Source organism: Methylobacterium endophyticum (assembly GCF_050591105.1).
Classification (GTDB): domain Bacteria; phylum Pseudomonadota; class Alphaproteobacteria; order Rhizobiales; family Beijerinckiaceae; genus Methylobacterium.
Genome location: NZ_JBNHES010000009.1, coordinates 48,317 through 65,366 on the forward strand (window position 1 = coordinate 48,317; position 17,050 = coordinate 65,366).

Consider the following 17,050-nt stretch of genomic DNA (forward strand, 5'->3'; position numbering starts at 1 on the left):
ATCTCGGATGGTGCGTGAAGGGCGTCAGGCCCGGAGACGATGTGCCGCCGCCTCGTCCCAGCCCACCGCGACGGTGTCGCCGGGGGCGAGCGGCATGGCGGCGAAGGCGCCGTCGCCGACGACGGCGGTGAGCGCGGCGGGGCCTTCGGGCGGGCGCTCCAGCCCCTCGGCATCGAGGCCGACATGGACGCTGGTGCCCTGGTATTCCACCGCCACCACCCGCGCCATGCGGGCGCTCGGCCCCGCATCGAGCCCGAGGCGCATGCGGTCGGCGCGCACGGCGACGAGCCCGTCGGGCAGGGCGATGACGTTGTGGCCGCCGATGAAGCGGGCGACGAAGGCGCTCGCCGGGCGCTCGAACACGGTGCGCGGATCGGCGGCCTGCTCGATCCTGCCGCCGTTCATCACCACCACGAGGTCGGAGAGCGCCATCGCCTCCTCCTGGCTGTGGGTGACGTGGATGAAGGTCAGCCCGAGCTCCGCCTGGATGCGCTTCAGCTCCACCCGCATGCGCACGCGCAGGAAAGGGTCGAGGGCCGAGAGCGGCTCGTCGAGGAGCAGCACCTTCGGGCCGGTGACGAGGGCGCGGGCCAGCGCCACGCGCTGCTGCTGCCCGCCGGAGAGCTGCGCGGGCAGGCGCTCGGCGAGATGCCCCATCTGGACGAGGGCGAGCATCTCCATGGCGCGGGCGTGGCGCTCGGCCTTGCCGACCCCGCGCATCTTGAGGCTGAAGGCGACGTTGTCGCGGCAGTTCAGGTGCGGGAACAGCGCGTAGCTCTGGAACATCATCGCGGTGCCGCGCTCGGCCGGCGTCGCGTCGCCCACGGAATGCGGGCCGATGACGACATCGCCGGACGAGACGGCCTCGTGGCCGCCGATCATGCGCAGCGTCGTGGTCTTGCCGCAGCCGGACGGCCCGAGCAGGCAGCAATAGGCGCCCGAGCGGATCTTGAGGTCGATATTGTCCACGGCGAGCGTGTCGCCGTAGCGCTTGGTCAGCCGGATCAGCTCGACGTCCATGCGGCCCCGATCACCCGATGCATCCACCGCTGCCGCGAGCAAGCGCCGGGCCAGACGGTGCCACGGCTCACGCGGGCGGGCGCCCGTCCGGGTCGACGGCGCGCCGGATCACCGCCCCGCGTCCGGGCCGCGACAGGATACGGCCCTCCTCGGCGATCACCTCCCCGCGCGCGATGGTCATCACCGGCCAGCCGGTGACGGAGAACCCCTCCCAGGGGGTGTAGTCGCTGCCGTGGTGGAGGTTCTCCTGCCGGATGGTCTCGCGCCGGTTCGGGTCCCAGAGGGTGATGTCGGCGTCGAAGCCCGGCGCGATGGAGCCCTTTCGCGGATAGAGCCCGTAGAGCCGCGCGTGGTTGGTCGCTGTCAGCGCGACGAAGCGCTGGAGCGAGATGCGGCCCTTCGAGACCCCCTCCGAGAACAGGATCGGCAGCCGCGTCTCGATGCCGGGAATGCCGTTGGGAACCCAGCGGAACGACGTTTTTCCGCGCGGGTTCAGCTTGCCCTGCGGATCGTCGTAGCGGAACGGGCAGTGGTCGGAGGAGACCACGTCGAAGATGCCCCGCCGGATCCCGGACCAGATCGCCTCCTGGTTGTCGGCGTCGCGCGGAGGAGGGGAGCAGACGTAGCGGGCGCCCGCCATCGGGTCAGCGTCGCCGATGCCCTTCATGTCGTCCGCCGTCAGGGTGAGATATTGCGGGCAGGTCTCGGCATGGATCTTGAGGCCGCGCGCCTGCGCCCAGGCGATCTGCTCCATGGCGTCGCGGCCGGAGACATGGACGATGACGATGGGCAGGTCGACGAGCTCGGCATGGCTGATGGCGCGGTGGGCCGCCTCGCGCTCCACCGACGCGGGGCGGGAGAGCGCGTGCCCGTAGGGCCGGGTCGTGCCGGCGCGCTCGAGCTTCTCCGTCATGTAGCGGATGGCGTCGTAGCCCTCCGCATGGACCATGACGCGGGCGCCCTCGCGGCGGGCGAGGTCGAACACGTCGAGGATCTGGCGGTCGTTCAGGACGAGGTCGTCATAGGTCATGAAGACCTTGAAGGAGGTGTAGCCCTCCGCGATCAGCGCCGGCAGCTCCTGGCCGAGAACCGCCGGCGTCGGATCGGAGACGATCAGGTGGATCGCGACGTCCACATGGCACTGCCCCTCGGCCTTGGCGCGATAGGCATGCGTCGCCTCCCGTAGCGACGCGCCGCGCGGCTGGAGCGCGAAGGGCATCACCATCGTGTTGCCGCCGGCCGCCGCCGCGCGGGTGGCGGAGGCGAAATCGTCGGCCATGACGATGCCCGGCCCCGATGCTTGGGCGATGTGGACATGGCTGTCGATGCCGCCGGGCAGCACCAAGAGGCCGCGCGCGTCGATGGTGCGGGCGGCATCCGCCACGCGTTCGGCCACGGCCACGACGCGGCCGTCCCGGATGCCGATCTCGGCGGGAAAGGTGTCGGAGGCGGTGGCGACGGTGCCGCCGCGGATGGCGAGGTCGAACTCGGGCATCAGGTGTTGTCCACGCGCGCGATGATCGCCACCGGGCCGCCCCCGTCCGGCCCCTGGTGCTCGGCCCCGCCGGAGACGTAGAGGTCGGTCCGGCCGATGGCGGCGGCGGCCACGCCGCCGACGAGGGCGCGGGCGTGGCGGGTGGCGTTGATGTCGCTGTCGTCGTTCATGATGTGGCGCCGGCCCCGGATCAGCCCGTCACTGGCGGGTTCCGCCTTGGCGAGGAGGGCGACGACGCGCGCCTCCTGCTCGGGGGCGAGCTGGCCGGGCGCGTCGAGGCCGAGATCGGCGAGCGCCCCCCGGATCGCGGACAGATCGATGCCGTCGCGCATGACACGGTGCGCGATGCGCAAGGGGCCGCCCCAACCGGGGGCGTTGCCGAGCACGATGATCTCGTTGTGCATCAGCTCGATGCCCGCCGAGGCGCTGGCGCGGCCGGAATGGAGGTCGGTCCGGGCGCAGACCGCCGCGTCGTCGAGCGCGGCCTCGTCGATCTCGCCGAGCGCCAGGCCGATGCCGAGGGCCGAGGCGCCGCGCGAGAACCCCATCGACGCGTAGGTGTCGTGGCTGACCACCGTCTCCCCGCGTCCCTGGGCTTGCGCGATGCGGGCGCTGGTCAGCAGCGGGCATTTCACCTGCACGAAATGAATGTCGGCCGGGTCGGTGAGGCCGGCCGCCGCCATGGCGCGCCGCACCGCCTCGGCGGTGGCGCGCACCTGCGCCATCCGCCCGATATCCTCCGGCGCGAAGGCGGGGGTGAAGGCGGTGCCGACCGCGAGCGCCCCGGAGCCCGCCGCCCCGCCCTCGCGCCGGGCGAGCACGAGGAGATGGGGCGAGAGGCCGCCCTCGGTGCCGCCCGACATCACCAGCGCGACGCGGGCGCCGACCTCGGCCGGGGCGCAGCCGAGCCGGGCGGCGAGGGCGGCCTCCAGGGCCATGACGGCGAGCGGCCGCGAGAAGTCGTTCACGCAGCCGTTGCCCTCGGTCTTGCCGAAGACGGCGACGATCTCGGACGCCGCCACCTCACCGGCGTCGATGAGCGCGGTCAGCCCCGAGACGTCGGCGGGATGGCGGGTGGGCAGGCGGAAGACGAGGCACTCTGGCATGGGGAATCCGTGGGGCTTTGGGCGGAGGTCGTTCGGTCCGGCCTGTCGTGGCGGCGTGGCGCGCGATCGGGCAGCGCCGGAGCCGTCCTCCCGCTCCGGCACTGCCTTGTATACAGGCAGGGGCTCATCGCGGCGCGAGCAGCCGGGCCAGCGCCGGGCCGAGGCCGACGCTGTCGAAGCCGGCATCGGGATCGCGCGCGCCGTCGCGCGAGGAAGCGGCCGCCGCGATCGCCGCGCGGGTGCCGGCCTCGACGGAGCAGATCACCGGCACCGGGACGGACGGCTGAATGCGCTCGGCGAGGCCGGCGAGCGCCGCCCCGCCGAGGATCACGGCACCCGCCCCGTCCGACGCGGCATCCCGGCAGGCGCCGGCCAGCGCGTCGAGGGCGGCTGCCGGATCGCGCGCGATCTCGCCGCCGGTCGGGGCGATGGTGCGCACGCTCGCGAGCCGGTCGCCGAACCCGAGCCCGGCGACGATCTCGCGCAGCAGCGGCTCCCAGCGGGCGCCCCCCGTCACGATGGAGAAGCGCGCGGCGCGCGAGGACGCTTCCCGGCACGACGCCTCGACCATGCCGGCCACGGGCACCGGGGAGACCTCGCGCAGGGCCGCGAGCCCCGGATCGCCGAAGCAGGCGAGATAGACCGCGTCGCAACCCGCGACATGCTCGGCGAGGCAGTCGAGCGCGCCATGCGCGGCGATCGCCAGCGCCGCGCGGCTGGCGATGTAGGCCGCGCCGAAGCGCGCCGTCACCGGCACGAACTCGGCCTCCCCCGCCGCGATGCGTCGGACATGGCCCGTCACGAGATCGGTGACGCTCTCGCTCGTGTTCGGGTTGATCAGCAGGATCCGCATGCGCCTCGCCCGTCTGGGTCGGCTCCGGCACGCAAGGGCCGTGCAGAGCGAGCGCTCTCAGCCCTCACGCGCCAGCTCCACCGGGGCGATCCGCGCGAAGACGCAGTCCCCGTCCGAGCCGTCCTCGTGGACGAGCATGGCGAACACGCCGGGCGCGTCGAGCGTCACCATATGCGCGTGCCACGCGTTCGGATGGTAGCTCAGGCCGACGCCGCCGGGCACGAGGAAGGCGAGGAGCCCCGCCTCGTCCGGCACGCCGCCCGCGTCCGGTGCGACCACGACGACATAGGCCGAGACGGAGAGCGGCAGGAACGCCTGGCTCGAATGCGGATGCCGCTCCAGGCGCCGCAGCGGCATCGCGGTGGCGTAGGGCTCGCTGCGCACCAGGGCGAGATTGGCGGGCACGCCGGGACGCGTGTTCACGACGGCCGCCGCCCGGTCCTGGCGCGGGTCCTTGTCCGGGGCTTCGAGCAGGCTGCCGAAGGGGGCGAAGCGTGCCGCGTCGATGGGCACGATGGGTATCAGGCGCATGCGCGCGTCTCCGGCGGGGGCTTGTGTCGAAACGCTCTCCGGCGCCTTGCATGGCACGATGCATGCCCGGATCATCCACGCGAGCAAGCCAGAACCGAAGGATCCGATGACCCGTTCCGCGCCGCTGAACCGCTTCTCGGTCGCCCCCCTGAGCCGCATGACCCGGCGCCTCGCCGACGTCGCCGGCGGCCGGGCCGAGCCGGATCTCGTGATTACCGGCGCGCGCGTGCTCTCCACCTATTCCGAGCGCATCCTGCCCGACCGGGAGATCTGGATCGCGGGTGGGCGCATCGCGGCGGTCAAGCCGGCCGGCAGCCACAATGGCGCCGCGCCCCGCTACGACGTGCGCGGCGGGCTGATCGCGCCGGGGCTGGTGGACCCGCATCTGCACATCGAGAGCAGCATGATCACGGCCTGCGCCTACGCGGAGGCGGCGCTTCTCAACGGCACCACCACCATCGTCTGCGACAGCCACGAGATCGGCAACGTGCTCGACGTGAACGGCGTCGAGTGGATGCTGGAGGATGCCCGCGAGGCGGCGCTCAACATCTACCTCACGGTGCCGAGCACGGTGCCGGCCACCACGCCCGACCTCGAGACCGCCGGCGGCGACCTCACCCCGGAGAAGATCGCGGCACTCTTCGACAAATGGCCGGAGGCCCTGGCGCTCGGCGAGAAGATGGATTTCGTCGCCGTCGCCATGGGCGATCCGCGCGCGCATGCCATCATCGCCGCAGCATTGGAGCGCGGGCGCCCGGTCTCCGGCCATATCTACGGCCGCGACTTCGTGGCTCCCTATGCGGCGAGCGGCGTCACCGACACGCACGAGGCCATCGACGCCGACATCGCCGACGACCTGCTGGAAGCCGGCGTCTGGATCTTTTTGCGCGGCGGACCGCCGACTACCCCCTGGCACAGCCTGCCCAAGGCGATCGGCACCGTGACGGAGTACGGCGCCGCCTGGAAGCGCGTCTGCGCCTGCACCGACGACCGCGACGCCGAGGACCTGCTCGCCTTCGGGCTCGACTGGGTGGTGCGGGAGGCGGTGCGCATGGGAATCTCGAAGCCCGCCGCCTGGTCCATGGGCTCGCTGCATCCCGCGACCCGCTACGGCCTCGACGGCGAGATCGGCGGCTTGGGCGGCGGGCGCCGGGCCGACCTCGTGCTCCTCGACGACGGGCTCGTGCCGCAGGCGACCTGGTATGGCGGCGAGCTGGTGGTCGAGGATCGCAAGCCCACGCCCCGCCTGGAGCAGGCGCTCGAGAAGCCCTACCGCTACCCCGCCCCGGCCTATGCCACGATTCACCTGCCCGATCCGCTGCCAGCCCTGGTGCCGCCGCTGCCGGCCGCTCCCTGCACCGTCAACGCCATCCGCACCACGCTGCCGGGCATCGAGCTGGTGCACGAGCGCGTCGCGATCACCCCCGGCGCCGACTGGGCCGCGACGCTCGCCGGCAACGATCTCTGCCATGTCGCCGTCATCGAGCGGCACGGCCTGAGCGGGGAGGTCGCCCACGGGTTGCTGCGCGCCTTCGGGCTGAAGCGCGGGGCGGTGGCGAGCAGCGTCGGCCACGATTCGCACAACCTCGTCGTCGCCGGGCTGAACGAGGCCGACATGCGGGTCGCCATCGAGGCGGTCGCCGGGCTCCAGGGCGGCGTCTGCGTGGTCGAGGAGTGCCGGGTCGTCGCCATGGTGCCGCTGCCCGTGGCCGGCCTGATCTCGGACAAGCGCGTGGGCGCCGTCGCGGAGGAGGTGAGGGCGCTCAAGGTCGCCTGGGAGAGGGCCGGCTGCGCCATCCCCTATATGGGCTTCAACCTGATCCCCCTCTCGGTGATCCCGCAGATCCGCATCACCGACAAGGGTCTCGTGCTGGTGCCGGAGATGCGGCAGGTGCCGCTGTTCGAGCCCGCCTGACGCCGCGCCCTCGTCCCGAGGGGCGAGGGCCGCGACGGAGCGGGAGCCCTCAATCCCCGGCGGAGGCGACGTAGCCGCGCCAGCCGCCGTAATGGGTGATCTCCTGCGCGTCCGCCACCGCGTGGGCCTCACACAGGAAGCCCGCCACGGCGCCGCCATCCGCCAGCGCGATCCGCCCGATCCCGAGGGGCGCGGGGATCGCCGCGACGAAGCGCCCGAAGGCGGAGGGCGTCAGCGACCAGATCTCGACCTCGATCCCCGGCCCGTGGAAGCCGGGATCGCGCACCAGGCCAGGCTTGGCCGGCACCGTGCCGGGCAGCGCGTAGAGCCGGTAATCGGCCTTGGTGCGCGCCTTGCGCAGCAGGCCGGCGCCGAGTTCGACGAGCTCCCGGTTCAGCGGCAGGCGCGAGAGATGGGCGCCGACGACGGCGAGCGCGATTCCGTCCGGCTCCGCCTCCTCGGCGGGCGGCGGCTTTGGCACGGCGGCGGTCCGGTCGATCCCCATGCCGCAGGCGGCGCCGCGATGGACGAGATCGGCGAAGGGCGCCAGCGCCTCGTCGCCGCCCCCCGGCCCGACGAGGGTCACGCCCGCCGGCAGGCCGTCCGCGCGGAACCCGGCCGGCACGGCGATGGCCGCGAGCCCCAGCAGGTTGACGAAGTTCGTGTAGAGCCCGAGCCGGCTGTTGAGCACGATCGGATCGCCGCGCATCTCGGCCACCGTGTAGGTGGTGGGGGCGGTGGGCAGCAGCAGCAGGTCCACCTCCGCGAGGATCGCGTCGGTCGCCTGCTTCAGCGCCTCGAAGCGGTAGCGGGCCCTGAAGGCGTCCACCGCGCTGTAGCCTTGCGCGGCGTCGACGATCGCCCGCACGCTCGGATCGAACGCGTCGGCGTGGCTCGCGAAGAACGCCTCCAGCGCCGCCAGCCGCTCGGCCACCCAGGGGCCGCCATAGACGAGCGCCGCGATCTCGCGGAAGGGCGCGTAGTCGACGGGCACCGGCTTCGCGCCCATGGCGGCCAGGCGCGCGATCGCCGCCTCGTAGAGCCGCTCGGTCTCCGTATCGCCGAAGAACGCGCGATCCGCCGCCGAGAGCACGCCGAAGACCGGCGCCGAGGGCAACGGGACGGCCGCGACGCGCCGGGAATAGGCATCGGCCGGATCGAACCCCTCGGCGACGCGGCGCACGGCGATGCCGTCGGCGACGCAGGTCGAGAAGACACTGATGCAGTCGAGGCTGCGGCAGGCCGGCACGAGCCCCGTGGTGCTGAGCAGGCCCGGCGTCGGCTTGATGCCGACGATGTTGTTGAAGGCCGCCGGCACCCGGCCCGAGCCGGCGGTGTCGGTGCCGAGGGAGAAGCAGGCGAGCCCCGCCCCCACCGCCACCGCCGAGCCGGAGCTCGACCCGCCGGAGATGTGGTCGGCGGAAAACACGCTGCGCGGCGCGCCGTAGGGCGAGCGGGTGCCGTTCAGCCCCGTGGCGAACTGGTCGAGATTGGTCTTGCCCGTCACCAGCGCGCCCGCCGCCTTCAGCCTGGCGACGACGGCGGCATCGGCCTCAGGCGTATAGGCGAAGGCGGGGCAGGCCGCCGTGGTCGGCATCCCGGCGACGTCGATATTGTCCTTCACCGCGAAGGGCACGCCCCAGAGCGGCAGCGAGCCGGGACGGGGATGACGCTCCATGAGGGCGCGCGCGGCGTCGATCAGCGCGGCCCGCGCGACGGGGGTGATGAACGCGGCGGGGTCGGCGCCGGCCTCCATGCGGTCGGCGATCGCCCCGGCGACGTCGACCGGCGTGAAGGCCCCGGAACCGTAGCCCTCGGCGAGCGCCGCCAGCGTCAGGACCGCCGGGAGCCGGGCCGCGCCCGGTTGCTGCCCGCCAGCACTCATGGATGCCTCCGATGTATACACGATTGCACCGCGCAAAGGCACCGTGCCGGCGCTCCGATGCGCCTTCGGCAGACTACCAGCAAGCCCGCTGCCACTCATCCCGCCTGTTCGGCGAAGCGGCGGATCAGCCAGCGCCCGGCCGGTCCGGGGGGCCGGTCGGCGCGGTAGATGGCGGTGAAGGGCAGGCGCCGGTGCTTGGCCTCGGGAATGCGCAGCTCGACGAGGCGCCCGAGCGCGAGGTCCTCCTGCACCAGATGCGCCGGCATGCTGCCCCAGCCGATGCCGGCGCGCAGCAGCGTATGCTTGGAGCTGAGATCGGAGAGCCGCCAGGTGCGGGTCGCGATGACGCCGAACTCCTGGCCCGCCGAGAGCGGCGAGCGGTCGGCGACGACGAGCTGGGTATGCTCGCGCGCGAGCCCCGCCACGGTGCCGTCGGCCAGGGCGAGGGGATGCGAGGGGGCCGCGACGGTCAGCATCTCGACCTCGCCCACCGCGATCTGCTCGAGGGGATCGCCGCCCTGCTGCCAGATCTCGACGCTGACGCCCACCGCCGCCTTGCCGCTGATGACGTGCTGCTGGACGGCGCCGAGCGATTCCACGTTCAGGCGCAGGGCGACGGTGGGGAACTCCGCCTGGAAGGCGGTGAGCGCGTCGACCAGCCGCGAACCGGGCAGCAGCACGCTGACGACGAGGCTCACCTCCGCCTCCAGTCCCCCCAGCATGCCGCCGACCTTGGCGCGCAGCGCGTCGATGCTGTGGGCGACGGTGCGCGCCTCCGACAGCACCGCGCGCCCGGCCTCGGTGAGCTGGGGCTTGCGGGTGGATTCGCGGTCGAACAGGGGCAGGCCGAGCTGCATCTCCAGGTTGGCGATGGCGTAGCTGATGACGGAGGTGGCGCGGTTCAGCCGCCGCCCGGCCGCCGCGAAGCTGCCGACCTCGACCACGGTGAGGAAGACGGTCAACTGATCGAGGGTCGGTGTTCCGGGCCCCTGCATGCCGATGTCCTGACACCCCGGACGCGCGCCGTCCGACGAATGTCGTAAGCAAGCCCGAAGCCGGGCCCGGACACGGAAAAGCCGGCCCCGCGCGGGCGGGACCGGTTTCCGGCAGGGAGCGGGGCTTTCGGATCAGCGGCGGACGGGGCGGCCCTGGCGGGCGGGCGTCACCGAACCGGTGGCGAGGCCGTCATAGGCGTCCGGGGCGGTGACGGCGCGCGGCGCAGGCGCCACCGAGGCGGCCTGGGCGGAGATGCCGGCGGGGGCCGTGTAGCTCTGGGCCATGGCGCCGGTCGCGGACAGGCCGGCGGCGAGCGAGGCGGAGAGGACGGCGGCGGAAAGGATACGGGACATGACGGGCTCCATCTTCGGGCGATGACGGCACCGCCCCTGCGGCCCGTCCTTCGATGGAGAGAAGATGGCCCCGTCCCAGCCTTCCGAAAACCCGAATAAGATCGAACGAAACGGTCGAGAAAATCGAAAAGGCCGCCCGGCTCAGTCCGCCGTGCCGTCGATGACGCTGACATGGGCAGCGACCACCTTCCAGCCTTCCGGCAGGCGCACCCAGGTCTGGCTCTGGCGGCCGACCTTGCCGGGGGCGCCGGGGCGGGTGAACAGGGTCGAGGCCACCGCCATGTCGGTCCCGTAGGTGGTGACGACGGTTCGGGCGAGGTCGCGGGCCAGCCCCGCCGGAGAGCGACCCCGGCGGAAGGCGCGGATCGCGTCCATGCCGTAGAGGTTCTCCCCGACGCCGTAGCGGATGGTGCGGGGGTCGTCCCGGAAGAGGTCCTCCAGGGTCGCCACGTCGTTGCCGACCAGCGCCGCCTCGTAGCGGCGGAAGACGGCCTCGACCTCGGCCTTCGTCGCGGGGTCGTCGATGATCACGGGCAGCCTCGGGTCAGGAGAGGATCGCGGCGGGAGCGGCGGCGACGCCGTCGCGCTCCAGGGCCCTGGCGACGCGCAGCGCCGTCGCCTCGCGCCAGGGCGCGGCGATGACCTGCACGCCGAGCGGCAGGCCGTCGTCGATCCGCACCGGCACCGCCGCCACCGGCAGGCCGATGAAGGAGATCGGCTGCGTGAACACGCCGATATTGGCCCGCACCGGCAGCTCGACCCCGTCGAGGACGAAGGTCTTCTGCCCGGCCAGCGGCGCGCGGCAGGGGGTCGAGGGCGCCAGGATCACGTCGACGGACTCGAACAGTCGCAGCACCGCGTCACGATACCAGCGGCGGAAGCGCTGCGCGCGCTCCACCCAGGTCGCCGGCACCATCGCCCCCGCGATCAGGCGGTCGCGCACGGCGGGGTCGAAATCACTCGCCCGCGTCCTCAGGCGGTCGAGATGCAGCGTCGCCCCCTCGGCCGAGGTGATGAGATAGGCCGCCGCCCGCGCGCGGGCCGCCTCGGGGATCTCGACGGTCCCGTCCGCGCCGAGCGCGCGGGCGACCTTCGCCACCGCCGCGAAGGCGTCCGCGTCGCCGCCGCGGGCGAAATAGCCGCCGGCCACCGCGATGCGCAGGCCGCCGATGCCGGTCTCGAGGCCCGGCAGGGCCGGCTCGGCGGGGCGGGGCGATGCGGCCGGATCCTCGGGATCGGGCCCCTGCATGGCGTCGTAGGCCAGCGCGAGATCGGCGACGCAGCGGGCCATGGGGCCGAGATGGTCGAGGCTGCCGACGAAGGGGAAGCTGCCCGCCCGCGTCAGGCGCCCGTAGGTCGGCTTCAGCCCGAAGCAGCCGCAGAAGGCCGAGGGCACCCGGATCGAGCCGTTGGTGTCGGAGCCGAGCGTCAGCGGCACCAGCCCGGCGGCGAGCGCCGCGCCCGAGCCGCCCGACGAGCCGCCGGTCATGTGGCCCAGCGCGTGCGGATTGTGCGAGTCCCCGTCATGGACGTTCTCGCCGGTGAAGTCGTAGGCGTATTCGCCCATGTTGAGGGCGCCGACGAGCACGGCACCCGCCGCCTCCAGCCGCGCGATCAGGGTGGCGTCGCGCTCCGAGGGCGGCCGCTCGCGGTTGATCCTGGCGCCGGCCCGCGTCGGCAGGCCGGCGACGTCGAAGAGGTTTTTTGCCGCGAAGGGCACGCCGGCCAGCGGTCCCAGGGGCTCGCCCCGGCCGCGCGCCGCGTCGAGGGCCTCGGCGCGGGCGAGGGCGCGCCCGGCCACCACGTCGGTGAAGCTGTTCACGCGCGGATCGAGGCGCGCGATCTTGTCCAGCGCCGCCGATACGGCGGTCCGTGCACTGACGGTTCCCGACGAGACCGCCGCCGCGATCTCCGCCGCCGAGGCGAGGGTGATATCCTGCATCCCGCTCACGCCTCGAAGACCGGGGCGGCTTCCGCCTCGTCGGGGAGCGCGAAGCCCTCGACGAGGTCGGCGCAGGCGCGCAGCACTTTCAGATTGGCGACGATCGCCTCCGTCCAGGCGGGATCGACGGGCATGCGGATCACGGCGGCGGCCGCCTCCGCGAAGGCCGTGAGGTCCGGTGCCGACATTCCCGCTTCCGTCTCCGCCATGGTCCCGTCCCGTGATCCGCGCCCGAGATGCCTATTCCGCCGGCGCCTGCATGGGCGGTGCCATCCTCGGCATGGCGACGCCGCCGCGCGAGGCCGCGTAGAGCAGCGCCGCCACCATCATGTAGGCGAGCGCCAGGGTCGGGCTCACCGCGACGCCGACGGAAGGCCCGTGCATGAAGCCGAAGAAGGTCAGCACCCCGCCGGCCGCCGCGAAGGCGGAGGCGCGCAGGAAGTCCTTCTCGATGATGAACACCGCCACCGCGCCGAGGATCAACCCGCCGAGGATCGCGCCTTCGCCGAGCACGCCGAGCCCGTGATAGAGCACGCCGGCCTGCCCGAGCTTCTCCATGCCGACCGCCGCCGCGCTGGTGCCGGCGGCGCCGAGCGCTCCGTCGATCAGGGTCTTGGCCCAGGCCGCGAGATGCGGCGCGAAGGACAGCACGATCGCCGGCGCATGCGCGTGCGGCGTCTCCTGGAACGCCTGCGCCCCGATCAGCATGCCGATATAGAGCAGGATCGGCGAGATCGCGACGACGGGCACGAGGCTCGAGAGCAGCGAGATCAGGTTCAGCCAGGCGAGCAGCAGCACCACGATGCCGGTGGCGAAGGAGTAGCCGATCCGCCCGCCCATGGCCTTCCAGCCGGGGTGGCCGATATAGACCGCGTTGATGAAGGGGTTGCCCATCAGGCAGCCGATCAGGCTGATGACACCGTCCGCCGTCAGCACCCGCGTGGTCGGGTAGGGGTCGCCCGCCACCTCCGCGCTCTCCACGTTGTCCATGGCCTCGACGAGGTCGTAGATGCCGAAGGGGATCGCCGTGACGAGGATGATCCCGATGAACTCGAACCCCGAGAAGACGTGACCGAGCGCGGGCAGCGGCACCGAGAAGCCGATGCCGTGCAGCGCCGCCGAGAGGCCCGGCCCGCTCACCCCGCCGATGTCGAAGCCCACGAGCTTGGCGCCCCAGGCGATCGCCATGCCGAACAGGATGGCCACCAGCCCCGCCGGCAGGCGGCCGGGATAGCGCAGGCCCCCGAACCAGGCGAGCAGGATGATGGCGAAGGCGACGACGCCGATCACGGGCGTCTGGATCAGCTCCAGCGCCGGGCGCATGGCGATGAAGGTGACGGAGACGCCGGCCAGCGTCCCGAGCAGCGCCGCGCGCGGGGTGATCCGCCGGATCACCGGGGCGACGAAGCCGCCGGCCATCAGGATGAAGCTCTGGATGAACACCCAGGCGAGCCCGGCCTCCCAGCCCTTCACAGGGTCGCCGGTGGCGAGCTTGATCGGCAGCATGATGACGAAGACGACGATGAACATGTGCGGCACGCTGATGCCGGAGGGCAGCGCGCAGACGTCGTCGCGGCCGGTCTCCTTCGCCAGCCGGTAGCCGAGCCAGCCGTAATACAGGGTCGAGAGGCAGAGCATCAGCCCGACGGCGGGCAGGATGCGGCCGAAGGTGATGGCGTCGGGCATGCCCAGCACGAAGCGCAGCAGCCCCGTCAGCACCAGCATGTTGACGAGGATGTTGGTGCCGAAGCCGAAGAAGGCGTTCCAGTCGCCCGGCACCCACAGGGCGGGCCCTCCTGACGATGGGGTCGAACGGCCTGTCATGATGCCCTCCCTCGTGCTCGCCCGCGAGGCGCGTCTGCCCGCGGGCCCGAACCTCTGGAAATTCAGCTCTTCGCGGCGAGCGCGGCGATCGCCGCGGCGGAATCGGAGACCCAGCCGAAGATGCCGCCCTGCGCCTTGATCATCGCCAGGCCCGCCTCGTGGAAGGCGGGGATGTAGGAGCCGCAGGCATCCGCGATGACGGCGCAGCGGTAGCCCCGGTCGTTGGCCTCGCGCACGGTGGTGTGCACGCAGACCTCCGTGGTCACGCCGCAGACGAGCAGCGTGGCGATGTCGCGGGCCTCCAGCACGGCGGCGAGCTCGGTGGCGTAGAAGGCGCCCTTGCCGGGCTTGTCGATCACCGGCTCGCCGGGCAGCGGCGCCAGCGCCGGGACGATGTCGTGGCCGGGCTCCCCCCGGATCAGGATGCGGCCCATGGGCCCCGGCGCGCCGATGCGGGCGGTGGGCTCGCCGCGCTCCAGCTTCGCCTTGGGCGCGTCGGAGAGGTCGGGCTTGTGGCCCTCACGTGTGTGCACGACGAGGATGCCCGCCTCGCGCGCGGCGGCCAGCAGCGCCCGGCAGGGCGGCACGGCGGCGGCGAGCAGGCCGACATCGTTACCCAGCGTCTCGCCGAACCCGCCGGGCTCCAGGAAGTCGCGCTGCATGTCGATGATGACGAGCGCCGTGGTCGCGGCATCGAAGGGCAGGGGGGCGGGCTCGGCCCGGAGCAGGCTGGACATGCGCGTGAGACCCTCCGATGCGGCGATGCGAGGCGCTGGAATCGCTCCCATCATGTATGCAAGCCGCATCGGGCGCGCGCCCAAACGGACCGCTCTCAGCGCGAATATTCCGCAAGACTTGGCGTCTGCATGGGCAGCGGCGCGAAGACGCGCCGACGATTGCCGTCAGCGCCGGGCGCGCGCGGCCGTCCCCTTGCCGGCTGCGCCGCCGGCGCGGTCGCGGCGGTCGCGCGCCTCCTCGGCGGCCGCCTCGCGGTCGGCGGCGCTCGCCGCGTCGAGGGCCTCGAAGGCGTCCTCGACGACGCTCATATGCACGAGCATGGCGGCGTTGGCGGCCGCCGCGTCGCGGGCGAGCACGGCGCGCACCACCAGCCCGTGCTCGGCATGGGAGCGCGCGAGCCGCCCCGGCGCCGAGAACTGAGCCTTGCGGTAGGGGGTCAGGCGCCGGCGCAGGTTGAGCGCGAAGGATTCCACCACCGAATTATGCGCGCCGACATAGATCAGCGCATGGAAATCCTGGTTGGCGAGGACATAGCCCTCCTGGTCGCCGGCCTCCGCCATCTGGCCCATGCGCTCGTGGAGCGCGCGCAGCCCGTCGCGCTCCGCCCGGCTCATGGAGAGCGTGGCGAGCCGCGCGCAGGTCGCCTCGATCTCGCCCATGGCGATGAACATCATGTCGAGCTCGTCCGCCGTGATGGTGCGGACGGTGGCCCCGAAGCGCGGGCGCAGCTCGATCAGGCCGGTGCCGTTGAGCATGCGCAGGGCGTCGCGCACGGGCGTGCGCGAGACGCCGAAATGCCGGGCCAGGACCTGCTCGTCGAGATGGGTGCCCGGCGCGAAGGCCCCGCTCAGGATGGCGTTGGCGATCTGGTCGGACAGGCTTTCGGCACGGGTCGGGACGGTTGACACGGTACTCTCGTTCTGCGCGCCGACCCCATGGCCCGACGCTCGCGCATGCGCTGACCCCTGGAGATAAAGGCGAGTTTGCATCCCGCCGCAATGGGCCGCCCCGAACCGTGATCGCGCCGGGCGGCGGTCGCCGCGTATGCATGGCCGCCAATGGGGCGCGAGACCGGTTTTCGGGCAGACCGCTCGCGGCGAGGGCAGGCGGGGGCGCTCCTCACGGAGGCCGCGACCGGCTCCCGAGCGCGACTGTTCGACTTCTTGGAAGCAAAGCCGGACCGATCCGGCATAAAAACTGCGACGTTTTCGCCTTGGCCGATGAAAACGTTGCGATTCTGTGACACCCCCTCACGGGCGTTCGGACAACGCCGCCGATGGCATATCGGTTGCTGCCTGCTCCTCAAGATTTTTGCGAATGAGGAGAAGAAGATGTTCGCGCGGGGATTGTTGGCGGCCGTGACGTCGCTCGGGCTGGTCGGAGGAGCGCTCGCCGCCGATCTCGACGCGGTCAAGAAGAAGAAGGCCCCCGAGGTGGTCCCGGTGAAGGAGATGCCGTTCTTCCTCTTCGCCGACACGCAGGTGAGCTATCGCTACCAGTTCCCTGCGGCCGAGCCGGGCGTGCAGGTGCTGAAGGCCAACGGCCAGTTCGAGAACCGCGGCATCCCCAAGCAGATCTACAACATCTCCCATGCCGACGCCTGGGCCTACGGCACGAACTTCTTCTCGCTCGACATCCTGAAGTCGTCCTCGCAGGACCCGTCGGGCACCACCAACGTGCCGGGCGGCTTCTTCCAGGGCACCGAGGGCGCGACGGAAGCCTACGGCCTGTATCGCGGCACGCTCAGCCTCAACGCGCTCTCCGGCACCAAGGCGTTCACGATTCCGGGCCTGATCAAGGACGTGTCGCTCGCCTACGGCTTCGACGCCAACTCCAAGAACACCGCCTTCGGCCCGAAGAAGCGCGACGTGGTCGGCGGCCTCGCCTTCTCGGTGGACGTGCCGGCCGGCTTCCTCAACGTGTCGGTCCACGCCTACAAGGAGTGGAACCGCAACGGCTTCAACCTCCAGCCGAACCGCGACGTCAGCTTCAACACGGTCCCCGAGTTCGAGATCGTCTACAACTTCCCGCTGGCCTTCACCGGGCTGCCGCTGAGCCTCGCCGGCTTCAACAACATCGTCCTGCCCAAGGGCCGGGGCGTGCAGGACGTCACCGCCTTCGCCTTCAACCCGAAGACAGGCCTCGAATTCCTGTCGCGCACCAACCTCGTGCTCGACGTGGGCAAGCTCGTCTACGACCAGCCGAACAAGGTCGATGTCTTCGTCGGCTTCCAATACTGGCTGAACAAGTTCGGCAACCGCGAGACGGCGAACTTCAAGGGCACCGAGGAGAAGAGCTTCCTCGCCGGCGTCGCCTTCCACATCTTCTGAGGAGGCCGCATGGTCCGGGACTGGCATGGGTCCGCCGTCGCCCTCGGCGGACCCTCGGCAAC

Annotated in this window: 16 protein-coding genes; 2 read left to right on the forward strand and 14 right to left on the reverse strand. The window is 72.3% G+C overall.

The genetic code is table 11. The annotated features are described in order from the left end of the window. Positions 1-24 precede the first annotated feature (24 nt). From ACP56T_RS11940 to ACP56T_RS11960, 5 genes are all read right to left on the reverse strand, one after another. On the reverse strand, positions 25-1,020 hold the full coding sequence (locus tag ACP56T_RS11940) for an ABC transporter ATP-binding protein (protein WP_430912335.1): 996 nt from the start codon (positions 1,018-1,020) through the stop codon (positions 25-27). Between the two features lie 67 nt (positions 1,021-1,087). Then, on the reverse strand, positions 1,088-2,515 hold the full coding sequence (gene hydA / locus ACP56T_RS11945; protein ID WP_430912336.1) for a dihydropyrimidinase: 1,428 nt from the start codon (positions 2,513-2,515) through the stop codon (positions 1,088-1,090). Beyond that, positions 2,515-3,621: a cyanuric acid amidohydrolase gene (gene atzD, locus ACP56T_RS11950; protein ID WP_430912337.1), complete on the reverse strand. Its 1,107-nt coding sequence runs from the start codon at positions 3,619-3,621 to the stop codon at positions 2,515-2,517. Before atzD ends, hydA begins: the two co-directional genes overlap by 1 nt. Before the next feature lie 124 nt (positions 3,622-3,745). Beyond that, positions 3,746-4,474: an aspartate/glutamate racemase family protein gene (locus ACP56T_RS11955; protein WP_430912338.1), complete on the reverse strand. Its 729-nt coding sequence runs from the start codon at positions 4,472-4,474 to the stop codon at positions 3,746-3,748. 57 nt (positions 4,475-4,531) lie between these two features. Beyond that, positions 4,532-5,005, reverse strand: coding sequence for an ureidoglycolate lyase (locus tag ACP56T_RS11960; RefSeq protein ID WP_430912339.1), 474 nt, complete (start codon positions 5,003-5,005; stop codon positions 4,532-4,534). 106 nt (positions 5,006-5,111) lie between these two features. On the opposite strand from ACP56T_RS11960, the gene ACP56T_RS11965 reads away from it, so the two are divergent. Beyond that, positions 5,112-6,920 carry an adenine deaminase C-terminal domain-containing protein gene (locus ACP56T_RS11965; RefSeq protein WP_430912340.1) on the forward strand — a complete coding sequence of 603 codons (1,809 nt, stop codon included), beginning with the start codon at positions 5,112-5,114 and terminating at the stop codon, positions 6,918-6,920. A 49-nt stretch (positions 6,921-6,969) separates the two neighbouring features. On the opposite strand, the gene atzF is transcribed toward ACP56T_RS11965, so the two are convergent. From atzF to ACP56T_RS12010, 9 genes are all read right to left on the reverse strand, one after another. Continuing rightward, positions 6,970-8,805, reverse strand: a complete 1,836-nt coding sequence (gene atzF / locus ACP56T_RS11970) for an allophanate hydrolase (protein ID WP_430912341.1) — start codon at positions 8,803-8,805, stop codon at positions 6,970-6,972. 95 nt (positions 8,806-8,900) lie between these two features. After that, on the reverse strand, positions 8,901-9,800 hold the full coding sequence (locus ACP56T_RS11975) for a LysR family transcriptional regulator (protein ID WP_430912342.1): 900 nt from the start codon (positions 9,798-9,800) through the stop codon (positions 8,901-8,903). Between the two features lie 132 nt (positions 9,801-9,932). Beyond that, positions 9,933-10,154, reverse strand: a complete 222-nt coding sequence (locus tag ACP56T_RS11980) for a hypothetical protein (RefSeq protein ID WP_430912343.1) — start codon at positions 10,152-10,154, stop codon at positions 9,933-9,935. A 141-nt stretch (positions 10,155-10,295) separates the two neighbouring features. After that, complete coding sequence (gene hpxZ, locus ACP56T_RS11985; RefSeq protein WP_430912344.1) at positions 10,296-10,685, reverse strand: oxalurate catabolism protein HpxZ; 390 nt, start codon at positions 10,683-10,685, stop codon at positions 10,296-10,298. Positions 10,686-10,698: 13 nt separating this feature from the next. Further along, on the reverse strand, positions 10,699-12,096 hold the full coding sequence (locus ACP56T_RS11990) for an AtzE family amidohydrolase (protein WP_430912345.1): 1,398 nt from the start codon (positions 12,094-12,096) through the stop codon (positions 10,699-10,701). 5 nt (positions 12,097-12,101) lie between these two features. Beyond that, the gene (locus tag ACP56T_RS11995; protein WP_430912346.1) at positions 12,102-12,284 is read right to left on the reverse strand and encodes a DUF4089 domain-containing protein; all 183 of its coding nucleotides are present in this window, start codon (positions 12,282-12,284) and stop codon (positions 12,102-12,104) included. A gap of 52 nt (positions 12,285-12,336) precedes the next feature. After that, on the reverse strand, positions 12,337-13,920 hold the full coding sequence (locus tag ACP56T_RS12000) for a regulator (protein ID WP_430912347.1): 1,584 nt from the start codon (positions 13,918-13,920) through the stop codon (positions 12,337-12,339). A 62-nt stretch (positions 13,921-13,982) separates the two neighbouring features. Next, a complete protein-coding gene (locus ACP56T_RS12005; RefSeq protein WP_430912348.1) occupies positions 13,983-14,657 on the reverse strand; it encodes a cysteine hydrolase family protein in 675 nt (224 codons plus the stop codon). 165 nt (positions 14,658-14,822) lie between these two features. Beyond that, entirely contained in the window at positions 14,823-15,566 is a 744-nt protein-coding gene (locus ACP56T_RS12010; protein WP_430912349.1) for a GntR family transcriptional regulator, read from the reverse strand. A gap of 423 nt (positions 15,567-15,989) precedes the next feature. Between ACP56T_RS12010 and ACP56T_RS12015 the strand changes: the two genes are divergently transcribed. Then, a complete protein-coding gene (locus ACP56T_RS12015) occupies positions 15,990-16,988 on the forward strand; it encodes a hypothetical protein (RefSeq protein WP_430912350.1) in 999 nt (332 codons plus the stop codon). Positions 16,989-17,050: the final 62 nt, after the last annotated feature.

Bases quoted from the DNA above. Each gene is read 5' to 3' on its own strand.
- atzD (WP_430912337.1), bottom strand. From the start codon at position 3,621: ATGCCAGAGTGCCTCGTCTTCCGCCTGCCCACCCGCCATCCCGCCGAC.
- ACP56T_RS11975 (WP_430912342.1), bottom strand. From the start codon at position 9,800: ATGCAGGGGCCCGGAACACCGACCCTCGATCAGTTGACCGTCTTCCTC.
- ACP56T_RS11960 (WP_430912339.1), bottom strand. From the start codon at position 5,005: ATGCGCCTGATACCCATCGTGCCCATCGACGCGGCACGCTTCGCCCCC.
- atzF (WP_430912341.1), bottom strand. From the start codon at position 8,805: ATGAGTGCTGGCGGGCAGCAACCGGGCGCGGCCCGGCTCCCGGCGGTC.
- ACP56T_RS11965 (WP_430912340.1), top strand. From the start codon at position 5,112: ATGACCCGTTCCGCGCCGCTGAACCGCTTCTCGGTCGCCCCCCTGAGC.
- ACP56T_RS11980 (WP_430912343.1), bottom strand. From the start codon at position 10,154: ATGTCCCGTATCCTTTCCGCCGCCGTCCTCTCCGCCTCGCTCGCCGCC.
- hydA (WP_430912336.1), bottom strand. From the start codon at position 2,515: ATGCCCGAGTTCGACCTCGCCATCCGCGGCGGCACCGTCGCCACCGCC.
- ACP56T_RS11995 (WP_430912346.1), bottom strand. From the start codon at position 12,284: ATGTCGGCACCGGACCTCACGGCCTTCGCGGAGGCGGCCGCCGCCGTG.
- ACP56T_RS12005 (WP_430912348.1), bottom strand. From the start codon at position 14,657: ATGTCCAGCCTGCTCCGGGCCGAGCCCGCCCCCCTGCCCTTCGATGCC.
- ACP56T_RS12000 (WP_430912347.1), bottom strand. From the start codon at position 13,920: ATGACAGGCCGTTCGACCCCATCGTCAGGAGGGCCCGCCCTGTGGGTG.
- ACP56T_RS11990 (WP_430912345.1), bottom strand. From the start codon at position 12,096: ATGCAGGATATCACCCTCGCCTCGGCGGCGGAGATCGCGGCGGCGGTC.
- ACP56T_RS12015 (WP_430912350.1), top strand. From the start codon at position 15,990: ATGTTCGCGCGGGGATTGTTGGCGGCCGTGACGTCGCTCGGGCTGGTC.
- ACP56T_RS11940 (WP_430912335.1), bottom strand. From the start codon at position 1,020: ATGGACGTCGAGCTGATCCGGCTGACCAAGCGCTACGGCGACACGCTC.
- ACP56T_RS11955 (WP_430912338.1), bottom strand. From the start codon at position 4,474: ATGCGGATCCTGCTGATCAACCCGAACACGAGCGAGAGCGTCACCGAT.